Raw genomic sequence first — 24,584 nt, 5'->3', positions numbered from 1 at the left:
CCGATGCCTTAACCGCTCGCGCAGCCAAGTTCAATCAACCCGCCAAGCGTGCTACGCATAGGTCTTGTCATCCCCTCCCTCCATGGGCGGGTCAGCGAAGTGAGCCCGCCCGATGCCGTCCCGGCCGATGATTGGCTATGCACACGTCACCAAAAGCTTCGGCTCCCTCAGGGCCGTGGACGATGTGTCGCTCGACATCGCCGAGGGCGAGTTTGTGGCCATCGTCGGCGGCTCGGGCTCGGGCAAGACCACGCTGCTGCGGCTCGCCAACCGGCTGATCGAGGCGGATGGCGGCACCATCACGGTCGAGGGCGAGGAGGTGCAAAACGTCGATCCGGTCGCGCTGCGGCGCCGGATCGGCTACGTCTTCCAGAGCGGCGGGCTATTCCCGCACTTGAGCGTCGCCGACAATGTCGGGATCACACCGAAGCTGCTGGGCGAGCCGGGAGCGGCAATCGCAGCACGCGTCGACGAGCTGCTGGAGCTCGTGCAGCTCGACCGCGTCGCGCATCGCGACCGGTTGCCCGAGGCACTCTCAGGCGGCCAGCGCCAGCGCGTCGGCGTGGCGCGGGCGCTCGCGGCAAAACCCCGCATCGTGCTGATGGACGAGCCGTTCGGCGCGCTCGATCCCCTCACCCGCGATGCGCTCGGTGACGACTATCGTTCGCTGCATCGCAAGCTCGGCCTGACCACGGTCATGATCACGCATGACATGACGGAAGCGATCCTGCTCGCCGACCGCATCGCGGTGATGCACAGCGGCAAGCTGCTCGCGCAGGGCACGCCCGCGGAGCTCTCGAACAGCACCGACGCCTATGTGCTGGAGCTGCTGCGCACACCGCGCCGTCAGGTCGAACGGCTGAACGCGCTGCTGTCACAGAGCGGTGCGGCATGAGCTTCTTATCCGATCCGCGCTGGAGCGACGCGCTGTCGCATCTTCCCGACTATCTCGGCAACCACGTGCGGGTGAGCCTGGCCGCGCTGGCGCTCGGCCTCGCCGTCAGCCTGCCGCTGGCGATCCTGACACGCAACCGCCCGGCGCCGCGCGGCATCCTGCTCGCGCTCGCCAGCATCGTGCAGACCGTGCCCGGACTGGCGCTGCTCGCGCTGTTCTATCCGTTGTTGCTGGCGGCGGCGGCCCTGACGCTCGCCTGGTTCGGAATCTCCTTCTCGGCGTTCGGCTTCCTGCCGGCGATGCTGGCGCTGGCGCTGTATTCGATGCTGCCGGTGCTGCGCAACGGCATCACCGGGCTGAACGGCATCGACCCGGCGCTGATCGAAGCCGCTGAGGGCGTCGGCATGACCGCGCGGCAGTCGCTGGTCCTGGTCGAGCTGCCGCTCGCGCTGCCGGTGATGATGGCGGGCATCCGCACCGCCGCGGTCTGGGTGATCGGCACCGCGACGCTCTCGACTCCGATCGGGCAGACCAGCCTCGGCAACTACATCTTTGCCGGGCTCCAGACCCAGAACTGGGTGTTCGTGCTGTTCGGCTGCCTTGCCTCCGCCCTGCTGGCGCTCGCGGTCGATCAGCTGCTCGGCCTGATCGAGGGCGGCCTGCGGCGCCGCAGCCGCTTGCGCACCGGGCTCGGCGCAGTCGGGATCGCGGCACTGGTCGCCGCGACGCTGGTGCCGACGATGGGCCGCTCGTCGCAGGGCTATGTCGTCGGCGCCAAGACCTTCGCCGAGCAATATGTGCTGTCGGCCCTGCTCAGGGATCGCCTCCAGGCGGCTGGCCTCTCGGCCACGGCGCGCTCGGGCCTCGGCTCGAGCGTGATCTTCGGGGCGCTGAAGGCCGGCGACATCGATCTCTACATCGACTATTCCGGCACGCTCTGGGCCAACCAGCTGCATCGCACCGACATCAAGCCGCGCGCCGAGCTGATCGCGGAGCTGAAGACAGCACTCGCGAAGGAGAATATCACCCTGCTCGGCGAGCTCGGCTTCGAGAATGCCTATGCGCTGGTGATCCCGAAAAAGCGCGCCGAGGCGCTTGGCATCCGCACCATCACCGATCTCGCCGCGCACGCATCGACGCTGTCGATTGCCGCCGACTACGAGTTCTTCTCGCGGCCCGAATGGGCGGCGCTGCAAAAGGCCTACGGCCTTCAATTCCGCGCCCAGCGCCAGATGCAGCCGGACTTCATGTATGCAGCGGTCGCCAGCGGCGAGGTTGATGTCATCGCCGGCTACACCAGCGACGGGCTGATCGCGAAATACGAGCTCGTTGCGCTCGATGATCCCAGGCAGGCGATCCCGCCCTACGATGCGATCCTGCTGCTCGCACCCAAGCGCGCAGGCGACGAGCGGCTCAAGACGGCGCTGAACCCGCTGCTCGGCAAGATCGACATCGCCACGATGCAGGAAGCGAATTTGCGCGCCGCCGGCAACGACGCGGCCTCGTCGCCGGATGTGGTGGCGAAGTGGCTGTGGGAGAAGGTGGGCAAACCGTAGACCCGGATGTCGTAGGGTGGGCAAAGGCGCGTAAGCGCCGTGCCCACCGTCTCTCGACACGCGCAACGGGATGGTGGGCACGCTTCGCTTTGCCCACCCTACGATCTGGGTCTGGCGTAGCGATCAGCGCTACAGCCCCCGGATCATCCCCGCATTGATCAGCAGCCGGTTCAGGCGCCGCGCTTCGGCGCCGTCCTTGCAGCCGTAGAAGATGCCCTTGCAGCGGAGCATGATGTCTTTCTGCTCGGCGAAGGACGGGTCGAGCGGGATGCCGGCGGCTTCCTGGATCACCAGCGGCAGATACGCGCCGTCGATCGTGTCCATCACGGCCTCGCTCTTCACCGGCTCGAAATTGACGGCGTCGATCGCGTAGTAGGTCGCGTAGAGGCGCGGATCATAGGCGTCGAGCTTTTTGCCGAGAGCGCCCTCGTCGAGCCCGGGCTCGAGCAGGTTTGGCGCAAACTCAGGCTGGTGATCGCCATAGCGCACGATCAGGAAGGGCTCGCCGGGAAAGGTCTTCTTGAGGCCGGCGACGAAAGCCTTGTACTGCTCGGCGCTCATCGCCTGCCGGCGCAGATATTCGTCGATGGAAGCCACATTGCCCGGCGCGCGCCAGTTCGGCAGCAAATCGGGACGGAAGCGCGTCTCCCAGGGGAAATGATTGGCGCCGAGATAGACGAAGGTGAACAGCGGCTTGTTCGGCGTCCGCTCGCCCATCAGCCGGAGCGCCTTATCGTAGAAGAACGAATCCGGCTCGACGTCCTTGGCGCCGAGATCCTTCGAATCGAGGAAGCGCTCGACGCCGGTCGTCATCTGGAAGCTGCGCGCGCCCATGAAGCCGCCATAGGCGGGATAGAGCGACAGGGTGTCGTAGCCGCAGCGGCGCAGCGCCAACGGCAGGCCGCGCTCGACGCGGCCTGTTGCGATGCGCGTCACGAAATACGCGAAGCGCCCGAACGAGCGCGAGGAGAGGCCGGCGAGCACGTTGTATTCGGTGAACCAGCTCGGCCCGCCATTGCTCTCGGCCATAAACGTGCGCTGCTTGCCGTCCCACGACTTGAAGTGGTTGCCATAACCCTGTGGCACCTTGATGCCCTGGGCGGCGCGGATGTCGAAGCTCGATTCATCATGGATCATGATGATGTTCGGCCGGCGGCCTGCGGGATGGCAGGCGTCAACCAGCGGCATGTTGAGCCGCTCATTGGTCGAGGCGGCCGATTCCATGAAGCCGTACTGCGCGAAGTCGGACACCGCGCTGACGCCGGAGCGGAAGAACTTCGACAGATAGCCGTCGTCGTAATAGCCGCGCCAGGCCTCATCCGGATGATAGAGCGAATAGCCGACCAGCGCGGCTAGACAAGCGAGCTTGCAGGCGAGCGCCGGCAGGCGGCGGATGCGAAACGGATCGAGCCACCACAGCGCGTACATCAGCGGCAACGTGACGAGACCGGCCAGGATCACCGACCAGCGCAGGTTCGGAAAAATCGTGAACAGGAACGCGACGGTGTCGCGGTCGATCATCATCAGGTCGATGAAGTTCACCGTCATCTGCACCACGTCGTGCTTCAGCCGCGACAGCAGCACCAGCACGACGACCATGGTCAGCGACAGCGCGCCTGACAGCGCCGGCCGGCGCAGCAGCGTGATCCAGAAGAAATTGAGGATGCCCCAGGCGAGCGCGAAGGAGAGGCGCGAGCCGAAATCGGTCTCGGTCTCGTACATCAGCGCGAGCGCCGCCAGATGCGGCGCGGCGACCGCGAGCAGCCGCCAGATGCCGAGCGCGGCGACGCTCGCCAGCACGGCAGTGGTGGCAGAAGGACCTGGATTGGGCGCGGACGCCATCGACACACGCAACTGCTGGTCCGGCGCGATGATCCTAGCCGTCTGGCCGGCCCGAAGGCGGCTAGGGCATCCGGCGCAGCCGGAAGCCTGCACCGTGTCATAAAACTGTAACGGAACAGTCAAGGACAGGCAACGCGCGCGCGCGATCCAACCTTCTTAATCTTAGCGGCGGGCGAATGTGCCGCGCGGCAAGCAACCCTAGGGCTTGGCGATCCCGGCGATGAACAGGTCGATGACCCCTTCCGCCATCCGCTCGATCTCACCCTCCTCCACGCCCCAGCGCGGAAAATGGCCATCGAGATTCATCCGGGCAAAGCCGTAGACCAGGGCGCGGCCGGCGATCTGGATCCGCTTGAGGTCGGCCGGCCGCAGCAGGCCCTGCTCCGCCGCCTCGGCCAGTATTCGCTCCGTCAGGGCGATCAGCTCGGCATTGTCGCGCGTCAACTCCGCGGAGCTGCCATGGGCGAAATAGCGCCCCGTCGAGATGATCTCGAAATGCGCGGGATTGCGCATCGCCCAGCGCAGATAGGCGAGGCCGAAGGCGCGGAAGCGGCCGAGCGGATCGGCGACCGGAGCCTCGGCCAGCGCCAGTTCGATCTCGGCACGAAAGCGCCGCTGCGCCTCCGCGGCCACCGCCGCCATCAGGGCATCGCGGTTGGGGAAGTGCCGGAACGGCGCCCCCGGCGATACCGCGGCCCGGCGCGCGGCCTCGCGCACGGAGACCTCGGCCCCTTCAGCCGCCAGTTGCAATGCGGCATCGATCAGCACGCGGCGGAGGTCGCCGTGGTGGTACGACCGGGCTTTGGGTGTTTGGCGGGCGCGCGGCCTGGAGGTCTGACGGGCAGGCATTCGGCCTTCTAGCATCACCCGAACGTGAATGTAAGCAGCGATTACACCATTGACGGATATGCCGGCTGTAAATGTAATCGATGATTACATAATGGAGGAGACCACCATGTCACAACGTCAAGGCTGGCTCGAAGGCTGGCGGCTGCTGGCTGCCCTCACCCTCAGCCTGGTCGTCCTCAGCCTGTGGATCGCCTCGATGCGGCAATTCGAGGCCGAGGGCGTGCGGATGGTGATCCGCTTCACGGCGCGCAGCTCGCTCACGCTGTTCTGCCTCGCCTTCAGCGCCGCGGCTCTCGCCCGGCTCCGGCCCAATGCCTGGACGCGCTGGCAGCGTCGCAACCGCCGTTATCTGGGCTTGAGCTTCGCGGCCTCCCACGCGATCCACGCGGTCGCGATCGTCGCGTTTGCCATCATGGATCCGGCCGGCTTTGCGGAAGCGACTTCCGCCGCCTCCTACATCTTCGGCGGCATCGGCTATGCCTTCATCATCGCGATGAGCGCGACCTCTTTCGACCGCACCGCCGTGCTGATCGGGCCGCGTGCCTGGCGCGCGCTGCACCTCACAGGCGGCTATTACCTCTGGTTCCAGTTCATGGTGTCGTTCGGCAAGCGCGTGCCGGCGATGCCGCTCTATGCCGCGTTCCTCGTCCCCTTGCTCGCCGTGATGGCGCTGCGGCTGATCGCGATGGCCGCCCATCCGCGCGGACGGACCGTCGCGGCACGCTGAAGCGGGGCGTCAGCCCTGCGCCCTCGATTTCCCGCGATCATGGAGGAGGAAGGCGGTGTAGCGAAATGCTGCCGGGTTTTCAGGGCGCGCCCCCCGGTGACGGTTTTTACGCGAGCGACGCATCGCAAGAAGGTGCAGCTGATGTCGCTTCTTGGGATGACGCGGCACGCGAATGTCACGCGGCAAGGATCATTGCGCGATCAGAATGCGGATGAAGAGCCGAATCTTTGGCTCTGAAGATGCTGGGGTTCTGTGGTTCGGACGCTGGAAGAAAAGCTGGAGAAACGATGCGAGACCAAGAATGTGCTTTAAGCGTCAATTCTTCGTCTTGAGCGCAGGCTTCAAACATCGAAGAATTTGAATGAAGCAACAAAACTTGAAGGAGATGCAAACGGCGAGACGTCCACCTCATCGCGGTTCGAATATACCGGATGAGCGCTTAATGATTGGTTTGCTTGCGCTAGTGGACAGGACCCTGGCCGGCCCGCTCGCGGAGCCGGTAGAATTGGAGCGCAGCCTTCGCGGTATTTGGCTTCAACCGGAGGAAGCTCGCAAAGCACTCGTCCAATCGCTCCTTCGCCTCATGGGTCGAACCAGGCTGAAACGTCAAGATCGCCTTCGTCGTGTCCCAGGACAGACCGATGGCCTTTGCGAGAATGAGAATCTGCTCGGGCTCAGAGCGAACCAGCGCGCACTCGATCGCTCCGATCGGCAGACTGCTCATGAGCGACAGCGCGACCGCGGTCTTGTCGAAGCTTCGCTCGCCGATGAAGCCGAGCACGCGCGCCTCGTCCAGTTGCCCGCTCGAATGCAGGGAGCTCACCTCGGCCAACGCCCGGGCATGCTCGCTCGAGCCTGCCCGGGCCACCGTCTGAAGCTCATCGGAGCTCTCCGCAACGGCACTCCGGATCAGCGCCGCCTGGCGCGGATCGGCCGCCTCCAGCTTGCGCCTCACCATCTCGGACGCATGGGCGAACAATTTCAGCAAGCTCTCGCGCGGGATATCGGGGCGAGCCCAGATGCACATGGCGAGCGCGCCATTATCCCGGGCCCGGCTGGTGAGCCTGGACATACCCTGGACCGAGAACCTGGCCCCACCGTTACCGGCTGTCCGCATCGCAACGTCGCTGTTGCCGCGCTCGACCAGGACGTCGGTGACGGGTTCCGTCAACCGGCTGCGGCCGGCGATGGCCAGCAGGTGATCCTGGCTCTTGGTCCGAGCGTTCTCCGCCAAGCTCGCCTCGTCGAGCTGTGGAGAGTGCTCCAGGACCGGCGCCGCCACCTCCGGCGCGTCGTCAAACGCCAGCAAGCGGATCGTCCGGCGCGGCGCGTCAGGCAATCTGGAAAGCCGGCTCCCGAAGGTCGCCCGGGCGGCGCATTCGATATTCTTCAGGAGCGTGCTCATCACCCCGTCGAACAGATCGATCTGCTCGTCGGTGAACTTGCCCGAACCCAGCACGAAGAGATCGGCGACCTGGCGCAGGAGTTCGGCGCGCTTCGACAGCTCCGGGCTCGCCAGCGCGATCTCGAGTTGATCGATCAGGCCGGTCGCCAAATTCATTTCGCGTGCCCTGGGGGTTGAGTTGCTTGTGTTCCGACGGAGGTCATGAGATCACGCGACGTTTTGTGCCGGCAACGGCATATCGAAACTGACTTCAGAGTTCGGCACGGGTCGCCCGAACAGATATCCCTGGACCAAGTCCACTCCCGCCGCTCGAAGGGCCTCGAATTGCGCAGGGGTCTCGACCCCCTTGGCGACCGTGGCGACATCGAGACCGCGCGCCAACGCGACGGCAGAGGCGACGACCGCCGCGCAGTCCTTTCGCGTTGCGCAGCCCTGCGCGATCGTCCGGTCGATCTTGAGCTTGTCGAACGGGAAGCTCTGGAGGTAGCTCCCCGCGGAATAACCCACGCCGCAATTGTCGAGGACGACGCCGACGCCGAGGTTCTTCAGTTGCCGGACCGTGAGCAAGTGAGCCGACAGATTCCCTTCCAGGAGCGCAACGTCCGGAATTTCGAGCTCAAGGCGCTCCGGCGACAACCCCGACTCGACCAGCGCGCACAGGACGACGTCGAGCACGTTGCTCCTGTGGAACTGGGCGGCGCTCACGTTGACGGCGACCCTGATGTGCGCTGGCCAGGCAGCCGCGTCCAGGCAGGCCTGTCGCAATATCCATTCACCGAGCGGCACCATCAGTCCGGCCTGCTCGGCGACATCAAGGAACTGCAACGGCGCCAGCACGCCCTTCGACGGGTGATGCCAGCGCACGAAACATTCCAGCCCCGTCATCGTGCGCGTCCTGGCGTCGATCACCGGCTGGTAGTGCAGCTCGAACTCGTTGCGGGCCATCGCTTCCCGCAGTTCGCCTTCCATCGACTTCTGTGTGTCGGCAGCCTGCGTCATTTCGGGCTGGAAGATACGGAAATCGTTTCGGCCCGCAGATTTCGTCACGTAGAGCGCGACATCCGCCTTCTGCAGCAACGTCTCGGCGTTGGCGCCGTGCTCCGGCGCGAAGGCGATGCCGACGCTGGTGCCGACGCTGACGCGATGGCCGCCAAGATCGAAGGGTTGCTCGATCAGGCCGATGATCCTGAGAGCGAGAGCAATCGCGCCCTCGCTCTGATTTTTTTCGTTCTCCTGGATGATCGCGAATTCGTCGCCGCCGAGCCGCGCCAGCACATCGGTATCCCGCAACGATGAACTCAGCCGCCGCGCCACCTCGACCAGCAGCTGGTCGCCCGCGGCGTGACCGAGCGTATCGTTGACGGCCTTGAACCTGTCGAGATCCAGCATCAGCACGGTGAACGTCGTGCCATGACGCTGCGACCGCTTTGCAGCATCGTCGAGCTTTTCGGAGAACACGGCGCGGTTCGCAAGACCCGTGAGCAGATCATGCTGCGCCAGATAGGCGATACGCTTCTCATTTCTCGCCCGATCGGTAATATCCTCGTGGGTCGTGAGCCAACCGCCATCCTGCATCATGTGGCGCGCAATCGCGACCACCCTGCCGTCGGCAAGTTCCCGGATCTCGCTCAGCTGCTTCACGTTCTGGCTGAGGTAGACGTCCGGCGCCACGTCGGCAAAACACGTCCCTTTTTCGCGGCGATATTCGAGAATCTGCGCCAGCGAAGTACCTGGCCCGATCTGATCGCCGCTCAGATGATAAATTTCGGCATAGCGTGCGTTTGAGACCACGATCCTCTGGTCTGCATCGAACATGCAGAGCCCCTGGGACATGTTGTTGAGGGCCGCATCGAAGCGCGTATTGATCGCCTCCAGCTCCGCTGCCTTCTGGGCCAGCATCTGCTCGCCGCGTTTTTGCTCGGTGACGTCTTCGTGCGTCGCGACCCAGCCGCCATCCGGCAGCGGCTTGCGCTGGATCAGGATCTGGCGGTGGTCTTTCAACGCGTAGTCCTGCTGCCGCTGGGTCGGCATGAGCTGGACATGCTGGTCGACCGTCAGGGAGCTCGTTTCGCCGCGATCCGCATAGTATTGCAATATCCGTTGCAGCGGCGTGCCTGGCCGCACCAGCTCGTCCGGCAGATCGTACATCTGCTGATAGCGGCTGTTGGAGACGACCAGGTTCTTGTCGGCATCAAACAGGCACAGACCCTGATGCATGTTGCTGATTGCGACATCGAACCGCGTGTTGATGAGCTTCAGCTCGGCGGCATTTTCGGCCAGCAGGATCTCGTCTCGCCGCCTCTCGGTGATGTCCTGATGGGTCGCGACCCAGCCACCGTCGGCCATGGGCGTGCGCAGGATCGAGATCATCCGGCCGTCGGCAAGCGTGAGGATCCGCGGCGCCCGGTGCTTCGCGCCCTCGAGGAATTCCTCCGCGTCCAGTTCGGCTCCCGTCGCCTTGTAGTGGCCGACGATGCTGCTGAGCGGCGTTCCAGGTTCGACCTGCGACTCCGTGAGATCGTACATCTCGCGGTAACGGCTGTTGGCGACCAATAGCCTCTCGTCGGCGTCAAACATGCTGAGCCCATCCGGCATGTTGCTCAACGCAGCATCGAACCGGGCACTCGCAGCCGCAAGCGCATTCGTTTGCCGCCGCAGCAGGAATGTGCCGATCAGAATAATGGTGACGATCGCGGCGGCCAGCGGGCCGAAGGTGTAGAGATGGCGGTACCATGGCTGCAACGCGTAACTGCGCGTATAGGTCACGACCATGACCAGCGGCAGGCCGGGCACGGCCTTGTAGCCTGCAATGCGCGCGACGCCATCGATGGGGCTCGTGAGCTCGTATGAGCCCACCTCGGAGACCGGCAGATACTTGGTAAACAGCGGGCCGCCGGCGACCGACTTGCCCAGGACATCCTTCTGTTCCGGTACGCGCGCCAGGACCCGTCCGGTGCGATGGAGCAGGACCACCGAGCCGTCCGGGCCCAGGTCGATCTTGCGATAGATCTTCAGCAGAAAGGATTGATCCAGCGGCGCAGTAACGATGCCCGCAAAGCTCCCATCCGGGTTGTTCAACCGGCGTGACGCCGCACTGAACCATTTGTCGCCGCCCGCCGAGCGATAGGGCGGCGCAACGAACAGTCCGGTGCCGGCGCCGTCGCGTTGCGCGATGAAGTGCGACATGTCGGAGATGTTGCTGCGCGGCAGCGGGTGATCATAGGAATGCGCAACGACGGCGCCGGATGCATCGGTCCAGCCGACCGCGACGAGAATCGACGAGCTCCTGACCAATTGACGCAGCGCGATATTGGCCGCACCGGGATCGGCGTATTTTCCGGACAAAGCGTCCTTGCGGATCGCCTGCGCCTCAAGCAGCACGCGATCGATATCTTCGAACGTCACCGCGGCATGCTCGGCCAGAATGGCCGAGAGATTGAGCGCGTCGGTTTTCGCAGATGCGACTGCTTCTCGATAACGGATGCCCAGATCAACGAGGAACAAGGCGAAGACAACGAGCGAAAACACGACGCCCAGGATCGTGACGGACGATCCAGGCGATCCGGCCAGCCTTCGCCAAGCGTTCAGCATTGTCCATCTGCGGTACGAGCAATGGCTCACCCTCGCCCGGCCGCGCTAAGATTTGGTTGATCTGCCCATCGCAATTCGATCCCGTAGTCGTACGGAAATCAGGTCAGCAATGGTGTCCTAATACTTGGGGGCGCTGAAAAACAGCCGATGCGGCTGCAAAACCGAAGCCGGTTTGGGCCGGAGCCTCGCGCGACACGGGGGAGCGGCGCGCACAATCAGCGAGCTCACACCGGCGCGAGGCGGACATCGCCTCCCCGCGTCATTCCCAGGGCTGGCGTCCGCGCAAATCCGGGAAACTCATGAACATGGATCGAGGTCCGGGGGCGCGAGGTCGTCGCGCCCCCGGAATGACGGTGCTTAGTTCTTGCTCTTGTCGACCAGCGCGCCCTTCTTGATCCAGGGCATCATGTCGCGCAGCTTCGCGCCGACTTCCTCGATCGGGTGCTGGGCGAGCTTGGCGCGGGTCGCCTTGAACGAGGTCTGGTTGACCTTGTTCTCGAGCATCCAGTCGCGGGCGAACTTGCCGCCCTGGATGTCGGCGAGAACGCGCTTCATCTCGGCCTTGGTCTCCGCGGTGACGATGCGCGGACCGGTGACGTATTCGCCATACTCGGCGGTGTTGGAGATCGAGTAGTTCATGTTGGCGATGCCGCCTTCGTAGATCAGGTCGACGATCAGCTTCACTTCGTGCAGGCACTCGAAATAGGCCATCTCCGGGGCGTAGCCGGCTTCGACCAGCGTCTCGTAGCCACCCTTGATCAGCTCGACCAGGCCGCCGCAGAGCACGACCTGCTCGCCGAACAGGTCGGTCTCGCACTCTTCCTTGAAGGTGGTCTCGATGATGCCGGCGCGGCCGCCGCCGATGGCGGAGGCGTAGGACAGGCCGAGGTCATGGGCGTTGCCCGAGACGTCCTTGGCAATCGCGATCAAGCAGGGCACGCCGCCGCCGCGCTGATACTCCGAGCGCACGGTGTGGCCGGGGCCCTTCGGCGCGATCATCAGCACGTCGAGGTCGGCGCGCGGGTCGAGCAGGTTGAAGTGGACGTTGAGGCCGTGCGCGAAGACGAGGGCGGCGCCCTTCTTCATGTTGTCGTGCAGGTGCTCGCGGTAGATGTCGCCCTGGAGTTCGTCCGGGGTCAGCATCATGACGAGGTCGGCCCATTTCGCGGCTTCGGCGACTTCCATCACCTTGAAGCCGGCGGCTTCCGCCTTCTTGGCCGAGGCCGAGCCCTTGCGCAGCGCAATGGCGACTTCCTTGACGCCGGAATCCTTCAGGTTCAGCGCGTGGGCGTGGCCCTGGCTGCCATAGCCGACGATGACGACCTTCTTGCCCTTGATCAGGTTCAGGTCGGCGTCGCGATCGTAATAAACACGCATAGTCGTTTCCTCATTCAGGGCCAGAATCGGCCAAAGCTCAGTGTCCGAAGGGTGAAATTTGCGGATTTCGGGGGCTGTCTAGAGCATTTTCAGCCCCTAGGGAAACCCGTTTCTGCATGGAAATCCGCGACATCATGCATCCATGAAAACGGGGTAGAGGGAGGCGAGCAGCAGGAGTGCCATCACGACGTTGAAGGCGCGGACCAGCCGCTCGGAGGTCAGGACCGGCCGCAGCGCAGTGCCGAACAGGGCCCAGACCACGGTCGAGACCGTGCCGACGAGCAGGCTGATCAGGGTCTGGATCGCGATGTTGACCGGAAACTGGGCAATCGCCGCATAGGCGGTGATGGTGCCGATCACGATCACCCAGCCCTTGGCGTTGATCCACTGGAACATGGCCGCGCCCCAAAAGGTCATCGGGCCGCGGCCGCTCTCGCCGTCCGGCGTGGTCGGGCCGGACATGGCGATCACGGCAGCAAGATAGATCAGGTAGACCGCACCGGCATATTTCAGGATGGTCTGGAGGATCGGATAGGCCAGGAACACGGTCCCTAGCCCGAGGCCCACTGCGGCGACCATGAAGGCAAAGCCGATGACGATGCCGGCGATGTGGGGGATGGTGCGCCGGAAGCCATAGGTCAGGCCCGACGCCAGCAGCATGATGTTGTTCGGCCCGGGGGTGAAGTACATCACCACCATGAAGGCGAGGAAGGCATAGAAGAGCGAGTAAGCCATATTCACCTCACGCGATCTTCGGCAGGACTTGCGGGCGCTTCGCCAGCACCATCACCGCGATACCGCCGATCACGGTCAGCATGCCGGCGAGCCTCAGGGGTCCGAAGCGTTCGCCGAACACGATGCTGGAGGCGGCCGAGCCGACGAACGGCACCAGCAGAGCGAACGGCACCACTTGGGCAGCTGGATAGTCGCGCAGCAGCCGGCCCCACAGCCAATAGGCGATGCTGGTGGAGATGGCGCCGATCATCAGCAGGCAGACGAGACCGGTCAGCGACATGTGGATCAGGGACTGGAAGGTCGGCGCCGGCCCGTTGACGACGAGCGAGAGGGCGAACAACGGGACCGCAGTGGCAAGGCAAAGCCAGGCAAACAGGTCGAACATCGGAACGCCGCGCGCGCCGCGCAGCAGAATGTTGCCGGCGGCGAAGCTGACCGGCGCGATCATCAGCACCGCGAAGGCACCGACGCTGAAATCGTAGCCGACGGTGCCGCAGATCATCAGCAGGCCAGCTGCGGCGATGACGATGCCGAGGGTCTGCATCGGCGTCGGCCGCTCGCCGAAGGCGATCGCGGCAAAGCCGATCGTAAACAGCGCCTGGCTCTGCACGACGACGGAGGTCAGCCCCACTGGCACGCCATGGGCGATGCCATAGGCCTGGCTCAGGAACTGGCCGAGAAACAGCGTGAAGCTGATCGCGATCAGCAGCGACCAGGCGACCTTCGGCTTGGGAATGAACAGGCACGGCACCGCGGCAATAATGAAGCGCATCGCGGTCATCAGCTCCGGCGAAAACTCGTCGAGCGCGATCCGGCTCGCCACGAAGGCAAGCCCCCAGATGATCGCCACCAGGAGGGCGATGAGGATGTCGGCCGGCTTCATTGTTGTTTCCGGTTCTGCCCTGTCGTGCAGCCCTGTTTCTTGTTCTGGTCTAGCCTTGCTCGCCGGCTTTCGGTTTCCGCAGCAGATAAGTGCCGTGCATCGGCGCGTGATAGTCGGCCGAGACCAGCGTGAAGCCGACGTCGGTCAGCATCCGCTCCATCACCCAGCCGAAGGTGGAATATTCGTCGCGCATATGCGTGACCACGCCCTCGCGCGAGAAATCGTGGTTCTTGATCTGGAATTCTGCCCACTGCTCGACGTCGCGCTCGACCGCGTCGGGCATCGAGGCATAGACGATGTCGCGCAGATAGAAGCTCGCCCCCGGCTTCAGCGCGCGAAAGATCCGCGACATCGCCACCACTTTCCAGAAATCAGGCAGATGATGCAGCGTGAACTCGCTGACGATCAGATCGTAGGATTCCGGCCGGTAGGCGAAGCTGAGCAGGCCGGCCGATTGCGTGCGCACGGGCGCCTTGCGGTCCCGCGCATAGATCTCGGCGAGCGCCAGCATCGCCGGCGAGATGTCGATGGCGTCGACCTCGGCGCCCATCAGCGCAGCTTCGGTGGCGAGCACGCCGTTGCCGCAGCCGATGTCGGCGATGCGCCAGCCGCGCTGGACACCGAGCATTTTCAGGGCGGCGCGCGCCCGCAGATCGGCATCGTCGTGGCTGTCGTAGATCGACGCCACCGCGGGCTCGATGCCCATCCGGTTCCGCTCGTTATAGTACCAGTCGCGCGCCAGCATGGCTCACATCCCTTCAGGCCCGCGGCCGATCGCGGCAACGCCCGTGCGCGACACCTCGACAAGGCCGAGCGGGCGCATCAGATCGATATATTGATTGATCTTGTCCGTATTGCCTGTGATCTCGAACACAAAGCTCTCGGTGGTGGCGTCGATCACGCGGGCGCGGAACGCATCCGCCAGCCTGAGCGCCTCGACCCGGTGCTCGCCCTGCCCACGCACCTTCACCATCGCGAGCTCGCGCTCGATCGAGCGCTTGGTCTGGGTCATGTCGACGACGCGGTAGACCGGGATCATGCGGTCGAGCTGGTGCTTGATCTGCTCGATCACCATCGGCGTGCCGGTGGTGACGATGGTGATGCGCGACAGATGCTTCTGCGCCTCGGTCTCCGAGACCGTGAGGCTCTCGATGTTGTAGCCGCGCCCGGAGAACAGGCCGATGACGCGCGCGAGCACGCCGGGCTCGTTCTGCACGAGCACCGAAAGCGTATGCGTCTCGTTGGGATCGTGACGGTCTTCGATGAAATAGGCGGATGCGGGCTGGTTCATGATCGTCCCCTCTATTCTTTCTTGTCATGCCCCGCGAAGGCGGGGCATCCAGTAGTCACCGGCATAGTGAGTCTCACATCTGCCGCGGCGTACTGGATCGCCCGGTCAAGCCGGACGATGACAGTCGTGCAATTGGCGATCGCTCGCGCAATCATGCGACCACCCATCGCTTGAACAGATCGAAATCGATATTGCCGCCGGACAGCACGAGACCGACGCGCTTGCCTGACAATTTTGTCTTTTCCTGAAGTGCCGCGGCGAGCGGGGCTGCTCCGGCGCCTTCGGCGAGATTATGTGCATCGGTCCAGAGCGCACGGATCGCGAGCGCTATCTCATCGTCCGTCACCTGGACGATACGCGAGGCACCATTAACGATGAGCGCGAGCGCATCCGCATCGGGAGCACGGGTCGCCATGCCGTCAGCGAGCGTGTTGCTGCTGTTGGTGTTCACCACGGCGCGCGCGGCAAAGGACAGAGCGTAGGACGGCGCCTCGGTCGACTGCACGCCAACGATCTCGGTCTTCAGGCCGAGCAGGTCACGGGCCATGATGCAGCCGCAGATGCCGGAGCCCTGCCCGATCGGCACATAGAGAATGTCGAGATCCGGTGCGGCCCGGAACAGTTCGAGCGCATAGGTCGCCACGCCAAGCACGACGTTGGGGTGGAAAGCCGGCACCATGTGCAGGCCGTCGCGCTCGGCCCGACGATAGGCTTCTTCGCGGGCCTCTTGGAAGTCGTCGCCATGCTCGACGAGGTCGCCACCGAAGGCGATCATCGCGCGGTTCTTCTCGATCGAATTGCCGCGGGGCACGTAGATCGTCACCGGCAGGCCGTGACGACGCCCGGCAAAGGCGATGCTCTGGCCGTGATTGCCGCGCGTTGCCGAGATCAGGCCACGTGTTGCAGGCTGCTCGCGCTTGAGATGGTGGACGTAGGTGAGCCCGCCGCGCACCTTGAAGGCGCCAGTCGGTGTGTGGTTCTCGTGCTTGACCACGACCTGCGTGCCGAGCCGCTGGCTCAGCAGCGGCCAGGCATGCGCCGGCGTGGCCGGCACCGCCTGCCGCACGATCTCGTGTGCGTGCTCGAGCTCGTTCAGGTCGAACATTGCAGCCCTTCCATCAACCAACCCATGCAGCTGTCATCCCCGCGAAAGCGGGGATCCAGTATTCCAGAGGCCCCTGAGATTGATCGAGAGGCCGCGGCGTACTGGATCGCCCGGTCAAGCCGGGCGATGACAGCGGAGTTTGTGGCCATCCCGCTCACACCAGCGCCTTGCCGCCTGCGAACGCCTTGGCCGTCGCCTCGTCGTTCGCCTGCTCCGGCAACAGCATCTCGTTGTGCGCCTTGCCGGAGGGGATCATCGGGAAGCAGTTTTCGAGCGCCGCGACGCGGCAGTCGAACAGCACCGGACGCTTGACCGAGATCATCTCCTGGATGGCGCCGTCGAGATCTGAAGGCTTGTGCACCTGGATGCCGACGCCGCCATAGGCTTCCGCGAGCTTGACGAAATCCGGCAGCGCCTCCGAGTAGGAATGCGACAGGCGGTTGCCGTGCAGCAGCTGCTGCCACTGCCGCACCATGCCCATGTACTGGTTGTTCAGAATGAAGATCTTGATCGGCAATTCGTACTGGACTGCGGTCGACATCTCCTGGATCGTCATCTGCACCGAGGCATCGCCGGCGATGTCGATGACGAGGCTGTCCGGGTGCGCCACCTGCACGCCGACCGCGGCGGGCAGGCCGTAGCCCATGGTGCCGAGCCCACCTGACGTCATCCAGCGATGCGGCTCCTCGAAGCCGTAGAACTGCGCCGCCCACATCTGGTGCTGGCCGACCTCGGTCGTGATGTAGGTATCCCGGCCCCGCGTCGCCTCGAACAGGCTCTGGATCGCGTGCTGCGGCAGGATGACGTCGTTGCTCTTCTTGAAGTAGAGCGAGTTGCGGGCGCGCCACTGCGCGATCTGCTGCCACCACGCCTTGATGTCGGGCTTCTTCGCCTCCGCCTTGAACACCTGGAGGATGTCGCCGAGGATGTTGCCGCAATCGCCGATGATCGGCACGTCGACCCGGATGTTCTTGTTGATCGAAGACGGATCGATGTCGATGTGGATCTTCTTCGAGCCCGGCGAGAACGCATCGACGCGGCCGGTGATGCGGTCGTCGAAGCGCGCGCCGACGCACAGCATGACGTCGCAATCATGCATCGTCATGTTGGCCTCATAGGTGCCGTGCATGCCGAGCATGCCGAGCCAGTTCTTGCCCGACGCCGGGTACGCGCCGAGGCCCATCAGCGTGGAGGTGATCGGAAAACCGGTGACCTCGACCAGCTCGCGCAGCAGCTTGGTGGCTTCAGGGCCGGAATTGATCACGCCGCCGCCGCTGTAGATCACGGGACGCTTGGCGTTCGCGAGCAGCGAGACGGCCTTGCGGATCTGCGTCGCATCGCCCTTCACGCGCGGCGCGTAGGAGCGGTGCACGTCGGACTTGCGCGGCGGATGATAGGTGCCGGTCGCGAACTGCACGTCCTTGGGCACGTCGACCAGCACCGGGCCCGGACGGCCCGTGGTCGCAACGTAGAACGCCTCGTGCAGGACCTTTGCGAGATCGTTGACGTCGCGCACCAGCCAGTTGTGCTTGGTGCAGGGACGCGTGATGCCGACCGTGTCGCATTCCTGGAACGCGTCGTTGCCGATCAGATGCGTCGGCACCTGGCCGGAGATGCAGACCAGCGGGATCGAGTCCATCAGCGCGTCGGTCAGCGGCGTCACCATGTTGGTGGCGCCGGGACCGGAGGTCACCAGCGCAACGCCCGGCTTGCCGGTCGAGCGCGCATAGCCCTCGGCGGCGTGGCCCGCGCCCTGCTCGTGCCGGACCAGGATGTGCTGGACCTCGCTCTGCTGGAAGATCTCGTCATAGATCGGAAGCACCGCGCCGCCGGGATAGCCGAAAATGTCGGTCACGCCGTGATCGATGAGCGCGCGGACGATCATCGCGGCGCCGGTCATCTGGTTCGGATCGTGGCTCTTGTCGGTCATTGGCTTGCTCCGGATGCGCTGTTGCCAGCGGCTTCGTTCGTGTCGGGTTCAGGAAATAAAAAAGGCCCCGAAGAGGGCCCATGCACACCGCCTGTCATGTGGATGGCAGCTAGCCATCCCCGGCGGTGTGCCTGGGTACGACGGCGATAAGGAGCTTGGTAATAATGTTACGCATGGCAGGCGCTCGGCTTCCCAAAGGTTGCGCGAAACATAGCGGCCAAAGCCTGGATGTCAAGGCAATGCGGCCGTTCCCGCGCGATTTTGGCAGTGTAGCGGTGTTCCCGGGGTTCGGCGAGAGGTAAATTTGCGAACCCGGCACAAAAGCACGTCAGTCGGGGTCCTGCGCCGCGTTCACGGTCGCCGCCAGCCAGCCCCTCGCCTCCTCCAGCTTCACCCATTCGAACTCCGGCAATTGGTGCCGGAACCAGGTGTACTGGCGCTTGGCGTAGTGGCGGGTATCGGTGCGGCCGACCGTGGCCGCCTCGTCCAGGCTGAGCTCACCGCGCAAATGCCGGATCAGGGCCGGCACGCCGTGGGCCTTCATCGCCGGTAGCAAGGGATCGAGCTTTCGGGCGGCGAGGCGCTCGACCTCCCTCAAGGCGCCGGCGCCGAGCATGGCGTCGAAGCGGGCATCGATGCGGGCATAGAGCTCCTCGCGCTCGGGGGCGAGGAACACCGCGCGAAAACTGTCCTGCGGCAACAGCGGCGGCTGCCCCTCCTGGTGCCAGTCGAGCAGCGAGCGCCCGGTCGCCTCGACCACTTCGAGTGCGCGTGCGATCCGGGTGCGGTCGCGCAGGTTCAATCGCTCGGCCGCACGCGGATCGCGGGCCGCGAGTTCCGCATGCAACGCCTCGACACCGTTCCGCTCCAGCCGCGCGCGCACGTCTTCGCGCACCTCGGCGGGGATCGGCGGCACCACGGAGAGGCCCGCGGTCAGCGCCTTGAAATAGAGCCCGGTGCCGCCGATGAAGATCGGCAGGCGGCCTTGGGTTCTCGCCTCTTCGAGCGCCGTCGCCGCATCGTTCACCCAGGCGCCGGCCGAGAAATTCACGGCGGCATCGACGTGGCCGTAGAGGTGATGCGGCACGAGCGCCTCGTCTGCCCGTGTCGGGCGCGCCGTAATGATGCGCAGGTCGCGGTAGACCTGCATGGAATCGGCATTGATGACGACGCCGCCGGTGGCGAGTGCCAGCTCGAGCGCCAGCGCCGACTTGCCGCTGGCGGTCGGGCCTGCGATAAGCACGGCCTTGCCGACATGGCTTCTGCTGACTTGCCTCTCGCTCACGAAAACCTCAAATGTCCCTCGTCGCCACGCTGATCTGCAATCCCGATAGTCCCGCGCTCGACTCTACCATCGTCGACGGCGCCCGCGCCGTGCTGCCTCAGGCGGCGCCTGCGCACTGGCTGTTCGACGGGGTTGCGGTCGACATTCCCTTCAGCGCCGACAGTAACCTCGAAGGCGACCGTCACGCCATCGAACAGCGGTTGCGCGAGCTTCGCGGCGACCTGCCGATCGACATCGTCGTGCAGCCTGCCGGTGCCCGGCGCAAGAAGCTTTTTCTCGCCGACATGGATTCCACCATGATCGGCCAGGAATGCATCGACGAGCTCGCCGATCTCGTCGGGATGAAGGCCCATGTCGCCGCCATCACCGAGCGCGCGATGCGCGGCGAGATCGAGTTCGAGCCGGCGCTGCGCGAGCGCGTTGCACTCTTGAAGGACCTTCCCGCCAGTGTCGTCGACGAGGTGCTGGCCAAGCGCATCACGCTGACCCCGGGCGGCCGCGCGCTGGTCGCGACCATGCGGGCGCACGGCGCCTATACCTGCCTCGTCTCCGGCGGCTTCACGCTGTTCGCGAGCGCGGTCGCCGCCAGGATTGGCTTCCAGGAGAACCGCGCCAACGAACTGATCGTGCGCGACGGCAAGTTCACCGGCGAGGTCAAGGAGCCGATTTTGGGCCGCGCGGCCAAGCTCGCGACGCTGGTGGATCTGATGGAGTCGTTCGATCTCGACGACATCGACTCGGTCGTGGTCGGCGACGGCGCCAACGATCTGGCGATGATCCAGGCGGCGGGACTGGGTGTGGCCTATCACGCCAAGCCGGCGGTGGCGGCCGCCGCCGCGGCACGGATCGACCATGGCGATCTCACCGCGCTGCTGTATGCGCAGGGGTATCGGCGCGAGGAGTTTGTGGAGGCTTAGCCTCCGCTCCGCCGTCATCACCCGCCTTGTGCGCAATTGCGCACTGGAGCGGGTGATCCAGTATTCCAGAGACGGCGACGTATACGGAGAGGCCGCGGCATACTGCATGCCCCGCTTTCGCGGGGCATGACAGTTTAGCGCGCGGTCGAGAGCGTGCCTTACTGCACGCTCAGCGCAACAAACCGCAGCTCGCCGTCGGCGTTGGAGACCAGCAGCAGCACCGACTTCTTGCCGTCCTTCTTGAGCTGGTCGACCCGCTTCTGGATGTCGGCGCCGCTGGAGACGGCCTCCTGCGCCACCTCGACGATGACGTCGCCGGCGGACAGGCGCTTCTCGGCAGCATCGGAATTGGCGTCGACATTGGTGACGACCACGCCCTTGACGCTGTCCTTGATCTTGTAGCGCGTGCGCAGGTCCTTGTTCAGCGTGGCAAGATCGAGGCCGAGCGCCTTCTGCGTCACCAGCTTCTCGGGCGGGGGCTCGTCGGTCTTCACCGCGGCCTGCACCTTGTCGGGATCCTGAAGGCGTCCGAGCGTGACCTTCTTGGTCTGCTCCTCGCCCTTGCGGATGATGATGACGTCAACTTCCTTGCCGACCGCCGTGTCGGCGACGACGCGGGAGAGATCCTTCGGATCCTTGACGTCCTTGCCGTCGAACTTGACGACGACGTCGCCGGGCTCGATGCCGGCGGGCTTGGCCGGGCCCTTGTCGTCGACGCCCGCAACCAGCGCGCCGCGCGGCGGCTTGATGTTGAGGCTCTCGGCGATCTCGTCGGTGACGCTCTGGATGCGCACCCCCAGCCAGCCGCGGCGCAGTTCGCCGAACTGGCGGAGCTGGTCGACCACACCCACGACCGTCTTCGACGGCACGGCAAAGCCGATGCCGATCGAGCCGCCGGAGGGCGAGATGATCAGCGTGTTGACGCCGATGACGTCGCCATCGAGATTGAACAGCGGACCGCCGGAATTACCGCGGTTGATGGCCGCGTCGGTCTGGATGTAGCTGTCATAGGGACCCGAGGAGATGTCGCGGTTCTTGGCCGAAACGATGCCGGCCGTCACCGTGCCGCCCAAGCTGAACGGGTTACCGATCGCGACCACCCAGTCGCCGAGGCGCAGCTTGTCGGAGTCGCCGAACTTCACCGCGACCAGCGGCTTCGTCGGCTTGAACTTCAATACGGCGAGGTCGGTCTTCTTGTCGACGCCGACCAGCTCGGCCTTGATCTTGGTGCCGTCGTTGAGAATGACGTTGATCTCGTCGGCGTCCGCAATGACGTGGTTGTTGGTGACGACGACGCCTGATGTGTCGATGATGAAGCCGGAGCCCAGCGAATTGGTCTTGCGGGGCGGGCCGTTGTCGCCGCCCTTGCCGCCGCCGCCGGGACCACCGGGACCCCTGCGGTTCTTGAAGAAGTCGTCGAAGAACTCCTCGAAGGGCGAGCCGGGCGGCAGTTGCGGCATGGTGTTGCTGCCGCCGCCCTTGGCTTCGACGGTCTGCGAGGTCGAGATATTGACGACCGCGTCGATCACCTTCTCGGCGACGTCGGCGATGCCCTCCGGCCCGCGCGCATGAGCCGGCGTGCCGAACGCGCCGAAAGCACTGACGGCGAGCGCGGCCAGCCCAATTCTCACGCCAAGTCGCGCACGATGGCGCAAGCGGGACGGGGCAATGATGGCAGCGGTCATAGTGATCTCCAGAGAAAGGGATTCGGCGTCAAGACTGCGCTCGAACGGGGGCCCGGCGCAAGCGCGGAGCTTCACGGGCCTCAAGACCCGCATAATACGGCGAAAACCGGTTCCTTGCCTTCACTTTGGCGTTGGCGCGAGGTCTAGATCGGACGCCGCATCACCCAGATCAGGATCAGGCCGGCCACGGCCGAACCGATCCCGACCACCCGCAGGATGTTGTCCGGCGTGGCGATGGCGCTCTTCATGGCCTTGCGCATCCAGTTCGGACTTGCCGCAAACATCAAGCCTTCCAGCACGAACAAGATGCCTAAGCCGATGAGGAAGTCGGCGAACGCAATGGACCTCATCGGATTGGAACCTCCCGTTGTACTGTTCTTCTGGACGAAGGGCGGCCAGATCTGCCGCCCTTGTCAGGCTTACGGCTTTGCCGTCGCGGTCGCCGCCTTGCCGGACGGGTTACCAAAGAACCGGAAGAAATCCGAGTCCGGCCGCAGCAGGAAGCGGGTGTCATTCGACTTCAGCCCGTTCTCGTAGGCCGTCATCGACCGGTAGAAGGCGAAGAAGTCGGCATCCTTGCCGTAGGCTTCCGCGAACAGACGGTTGCGCTCGGCGTCGCCGACGCCGCGGGTCTGCTCGGCCAGCGACCTGGCTTCCGCCTCGATCACGGTCGCCTCGCGGTCGGCCTTGGAGCGGATCTCCTGTGCCTTCTGGCCGCCCTGCGCCCGGAACTCGGCGGCTTCCCGCTCGCGTTCCGTCTTCATGCGCTGGTAGACCGCCTGGCTGTTCTGCTCCGGCAGGTCGGCGCGCCGGATCCGGACGTCGACGACCTGGATACCGTAACCGTCGGCCTCGCGATCGAGCTGGTCGCGGATGCGCAGCATCAGCTTCTCGCGGTCGTCCCGCACCACGTTGATGAAGGTGACCTCGCCGAGCACGCGGCGCAGCGCCGCGTTCAGAAGCGTGGTGAGCTGGATGTTGGCGGCCTGGATTGAACCGACGCTCTGATAGAAGCGCAGCGCATCCTTGATGCGATAGCGCGCGAAGGCGTCCACCACGAGCCGCTTCTGGTCGGATGCGATCGCTTCCTGCGACGGGTTCTCCAGATCGAGGATCCGCTTGTCGATGTTGATCACCGAGTTCCACGGCGCCTTGAAGTGCAGGCCGGGATCAGTGACGACGTCGACGGGCTTGCCGAACTGAAGCACGATGGTCTGCTCGGTCTGCTGCACCGTGAACAACGACATGTAGCCGACGATCACGACGAGCAGGAGCCCGAGGAGGGTGACGATACCTGTGACCGGAGACCTCATCGGCTGCCTCCGCCCGTTTGCTGACCGGCGGCAGGAGGCCGCTTCGTCGTCAATTCGCCGAGCGGCAGATAGGGCACGACGCCCTGGCCCGAGGGGCCGCCGTCATAGACGAGCTTGTCCGCGCCGCCGAGCACGCGCTCCATCGTCTCCAGGTAGATCCGTTCACGCGTCACTTCGGGCGCCTTCTTGTATTCCTCGTAAACCTTCAGGAAGCGCGAGCTCTGGCCCTTGGCCTCGGCAACCGCCTGCTCCTTGTAGCCTTCGGCGGCCTGCATGATCTGCGCCGCACGTCCGCGTGCCTGCGGCACCACCTGGTTGGCGTAGGTCTGTGCTTCGTTCTGCAACTGCTCGAGATTGGCGCGCGCCGCCTGCACGTCGCGGAAGGCGTCGATCACCTGCGCCGGCGGATCGACCTTCTGCATCTGCACCTGGCTGATCTGAATGCCGGCGCCGTAGCTGTCCAGAGTCTTCTGGATCAGTTCCTGCACGCCCTGTTCAGTGACGTTGCGCGCGCCGGTGAGGATCGGCTGGATCTGCGAGCGGCCGATCACCTCGCGCATCGCGCTCTCGGCGACCGCCTTCACGGTGCCTTCGGGATTCTGGATGTTGAAGAGGAAGTCGCCGACGCCGCCGGTGTCGGGCTTGATGCGCCATAGCACGGTGAAGTCGACGTCGACGATGTTCTCGTCACCGGTGAGCATCAGGCTCTCTTCGGGCACGTCGCGAATGGAGCGGCCGCGCCGTGCCGGATCGTCGATCAGCGTCATGCCGATGGAGATGGTGTTGACGCGCAGCGCCTTGGGCAGCAGCACTGTCTCGATCGGATAGGGCAGATGATAGTTCAGGCCCGGATCCACGGTGCGGACATGCTTGCCGAAGCGCAGCACGACGCCGCGCTCTTCGGACTGCACGCGGAAGAAGCCCGACAGCAGCCAGAACGCGAGGATGATCAGGATGATCAGCGTGATGCCGACGCCGGAGAAATAGCCACCCGGCATGATCTGCTGGAGGCGGTCCTGGCCACGCCGCAGAAGGTCTTCCAGATCCGGCGGCCTCGGCCCGACCGGTTGCGGGCCTGAGCCCCATGGTCCCTTTGGACCCGAGCCCCATGGGCCACCGCCCTGATTCTTCCACGGCATTCGACGCTCTCCTCGGCAGGGTGGAATTGCCCCTGCCCGCTTTGTCCGGTCCGGCTTTA

General features: G+C 64.9%; 20 protein-coding genes. 4 read left to right on the top strand and 16 right to left on the bottom strand.

From position 1 onward, the window contains the following. Window positions 1-112: 112 nt before the first annotated feature. Entirely contained in the window at window positions 113-895 is a 783-nt protein-coding gene (locus tag XI08_RS33235; protein ID WP_271577637.1) for an ATP-binding cassette domain-containing protein, read from the top strand. After that, window positions 892-2,451: an ABC transporter permease/substrate-binding protein gene (locus XI08_RS33230; protein WP_271577636.1), complete on the top strand. Its 1,560-nt coding sequence runs from the start codon at window positions 892-894 to the stop codon at window positions 2,449-2,451. Before XI08_RS33235 ends, XI08_RS33230 begins: the two co-directional genes overlap by 4 nt. A 129-nt stretch (window positions 2,452-2,580) precedes the next feature. Here XI08_RS33230 and XI08_RS33225 read toward each other — a convergent pair whose 3' ends face one another. Beyond that, window positions 2,581-4,293: a sulfatase-like hydrolase/transferase gene (locus XI08_RS33225; protein ID WP_135175935.1), complete on the bottom strand. Its 1,713-nt coding sequence runs from the start codon at window positions 4,291-4,293 to the stop codon at window positions 2,581-2,583. A 198-nt stretch (window positions 4,294-4,491) separates the two neighbouring features. After that, window positions 4,492-5,061, bottom strand: coding sequence for a TetR/AcrR family transcriptional regulator (locus XI08_RS33220; protein ID WP_271577635.1), 570 nt, complete (start codon window positions 5,059-5,061; stop codon window positions 4,492-4,494). Between the two features lie 187 nt (window positions 5,062-5,248). On the opposite strand from XI08_RS33220, the gene XI08_RS33215 reads away from it, so the two are divergent. Continuing rightward, on the top strand, window positions 5,249-5,869 hold the full coding sequence (locus XI08_RS33215; protein WP_271577634.1) for a hypothetical protein: 621 nt from the start codon (window positions 5,249-5,251) through the stop codon (window positions 5,867-5,869). Between the two features lie 460 nt (window positions 5,870-6,329). Here XI08_RS33215 and XI08_RS33210 read toward each other — a convergent pair whose 3' ends face one another. The 10 genes from XI08_RS33210 to miaA all read right to left on the bottom strand — a co-directional run bounded on the left by XI08_RS33210 (window position 6,330) and on the right by miaA (window position 19,471). After that, a complete protein-coding gene (locus XI08_RS33210) occupies window positions 6,330-7,430 on the bottom strand; it encodes a DUF2336 domain-containing protein (protein ID WP_271577633.1) in 1,101 nt (366 codons plus the stop codon). Window positions 7,431-7,481: 51 nt separating this feature from the next. Then, window positions 7,482-10,865, bottom strand: a complete 3,384-nt coding sequence (locus XI08_RS33205; protein ID WP_271577632.1) for a bifunctional diguanylate cyclase/phosphodiesterase — start codon at window positions 10,863-10,865, stop codon at window positions 7,482-7,484. A gap of 357 nt (window positions 10,866-11,222) precedes the next feature. Beyond that, entirely contained in the window at window positions 11,223-12,242 is a 1,020-nt protein-coding gene (ilvC, locus tag XI08_RS33200) for a ketol-acid reductoisomerase (protein ID WP_027544763.1), read from the bottom strand. Between the two features lie 132 nt (window positions 12,243-12,374). Then, on the bottom strand, window positions 12,375-12,977 hold the full coding sequence (locus tag XI08_RS33195; RefSeq protein WP_027544762.1) for a LysE family translocator: 603 nt from the start codon (window positions 12,975-12,977) through the stop codon (window positions 12,375-12,377). Between the two features lie 7 nt (window positions 12,978-12,984). Next, the gene (locus XI08_RS33190; RefSeq protein WP_271577631.1) at window positions 12,985-13,860 is read right to left on the bottom strand and encodes an EamA family transporter; all 876 of its coding nucleotides are present in this window, start codon (window positions 13,858-13,860) and stop codon (window positions 12,985-12,987) included. Between the two features lie 49 nt (window positions 13,861-13,909). After that, entirely contained in the window at window positions 13,910-14,605 is a 696-nt protein-coding gene (locus XI08_RS33185; RefSeq protein ID WP_027544760.1) for a class I SAM-dependent methyltransferase, read from the bottom strand. Window positions 14,606-14,608: 3 nt separating this feature from the next. Beyond that, the gene (gene ilvN / locus XI08_RS33180) at window positions 14,609-15,151 is read right to left on the bottom strand and encodes an acetolactate synthase small subunit (protein WP_011089241.1); all 543 of its coding nucleotides are present in this window, start codon (window positions 15,149-15,151) and stop codon (window positions 14,609-14,611) included. Between the two features lie 151 nt (window positions 15,152-15,302). Beyond that, window positions 15,303-16,256, bottom strand: a complete 954-nt coding sequence (locus XI08_RS33175; protein WP_271577630.1) for a threonine dehydratase — start codon at window positions 16,254-16,256, stop codon at window positions 15,303-15,305. Between the two features lie 154 nt (window positions 16,257-16,410). Then, window positions 16,411-18,186, bottom strand: coding sequence for an acetolactate synthase 3 large subunit (locus XI08_RS33170; protein ID WP_271577629.1), 1,776 nt, complete (start codon window positions 18,184-18,186; stop codon window positions 16,411-16,413). A 328-nt stretch (window positions 18,187-18,514) separates the two neighbouring features. Further along, the gene (gene miaA / locus XI08_RS33165; protein WP_271577628.1) at window positions 18,515-19,471 is read right to left on the bottom strand and encodes a tRNA (adenosine(37)-N6)-dimethylallyltransferase MiaA; all 957 of its coding nucleotides are present in this window, start codon (window positions 19,469-19,471) and stop codon (window positions 18,515-18,517) included. Window positions 19,472-19,482: 11 nt separating this feature from the next. Here miaA and serB point away from each other — a divergent pair, with 11 nt between their 5' ends. Further along, window positions 19,483-20,388, top strand: a complete 906-nt coding sequence (gene serB, locus XI08_RS33160) for a phosphoserine phosphatase SerB (RefSeq protein WP_271577627.1) — start codon at window positions 19,483-19,485, stop codon at window positions 20,386-20,388. 158 nt (window positions 20,389-20,546) lie between these two features. Here the strand turns inward: serB and XI08_RS33155 are convergent, their stop codons facing one another. The 4 genes from XI08_RS33155 to hflK form a co-directional block, all read right to left on the bottom strand. Then, window positions 20,547-22,073 (bottom strand): Do family serine endopeptidase, encoded by a 1,527-nt coding sequence (locus XI08_RS33155; RefSeq protein ID WP_135175923.1) that lies wholly within the window; start codon window positions 22,071-22,073, stop codon window positions 20,547-20,549. 143 nt (window positions 22,074-22,216) lie between these two features. Beyond that, window positions 22,217-22,423 (bottom strand): DUF2065 domain-containing protein, encoded by a 207-nt coding sequence (locus XI08_RS33150; protein WP_027529575.1) that lies wholly within the window; start codon window positions 22,421-22,423, stop codon window positions 22,217-22,219. Window positions 22,424-22,492: 69 nt separating this feature from the next. Next, window positions 22,493-23,386 carry a protease modulator HflC gene (hflC, locus tag XI08_RS33145; protein ID WP_135175922.1) on the bottom strand — a complete coding sequence of 298 codons (894 nt, stop codon included), beginning with the start codon at window positions 23,384-23,386 and terminating at the stop codon, window positions 22,493-22,495. After that, window positions 23,383-24,525, bottom strand: a complete 1,143-nt coding sequence (hflK, locus tag XI08_RS33140) for an FtsH protease activity modulator HflK (RefSeq protein WP_027544753.1) — start codon at window positions 24,523-24,525, stop codon at window positions 23,383-23,385. The genes hflC and hflK overlap by 4 nt, the downstream gene beginning before the upstream one ends. Window positions 24,526-24,584: the final 59 nt, after the last annotated feature.

Source organism: Bradyrhizobium sp. CCBAU 11361 (genome assembly GCF_028128935.1).
Classification (GTDB): domain Bacteria; phylum Pseudomonadota; class Alphaproteobacteria; order Rhizobiales; family Xanthobacteraceae; genus Bradyrhizobium; species Bradyrhizobium niftali.
The sequence above is the reverse complement of the archived record's forward strand: the minus strand, read 5'-3'. Positions and strand labels throughout refer to the sequence as shown.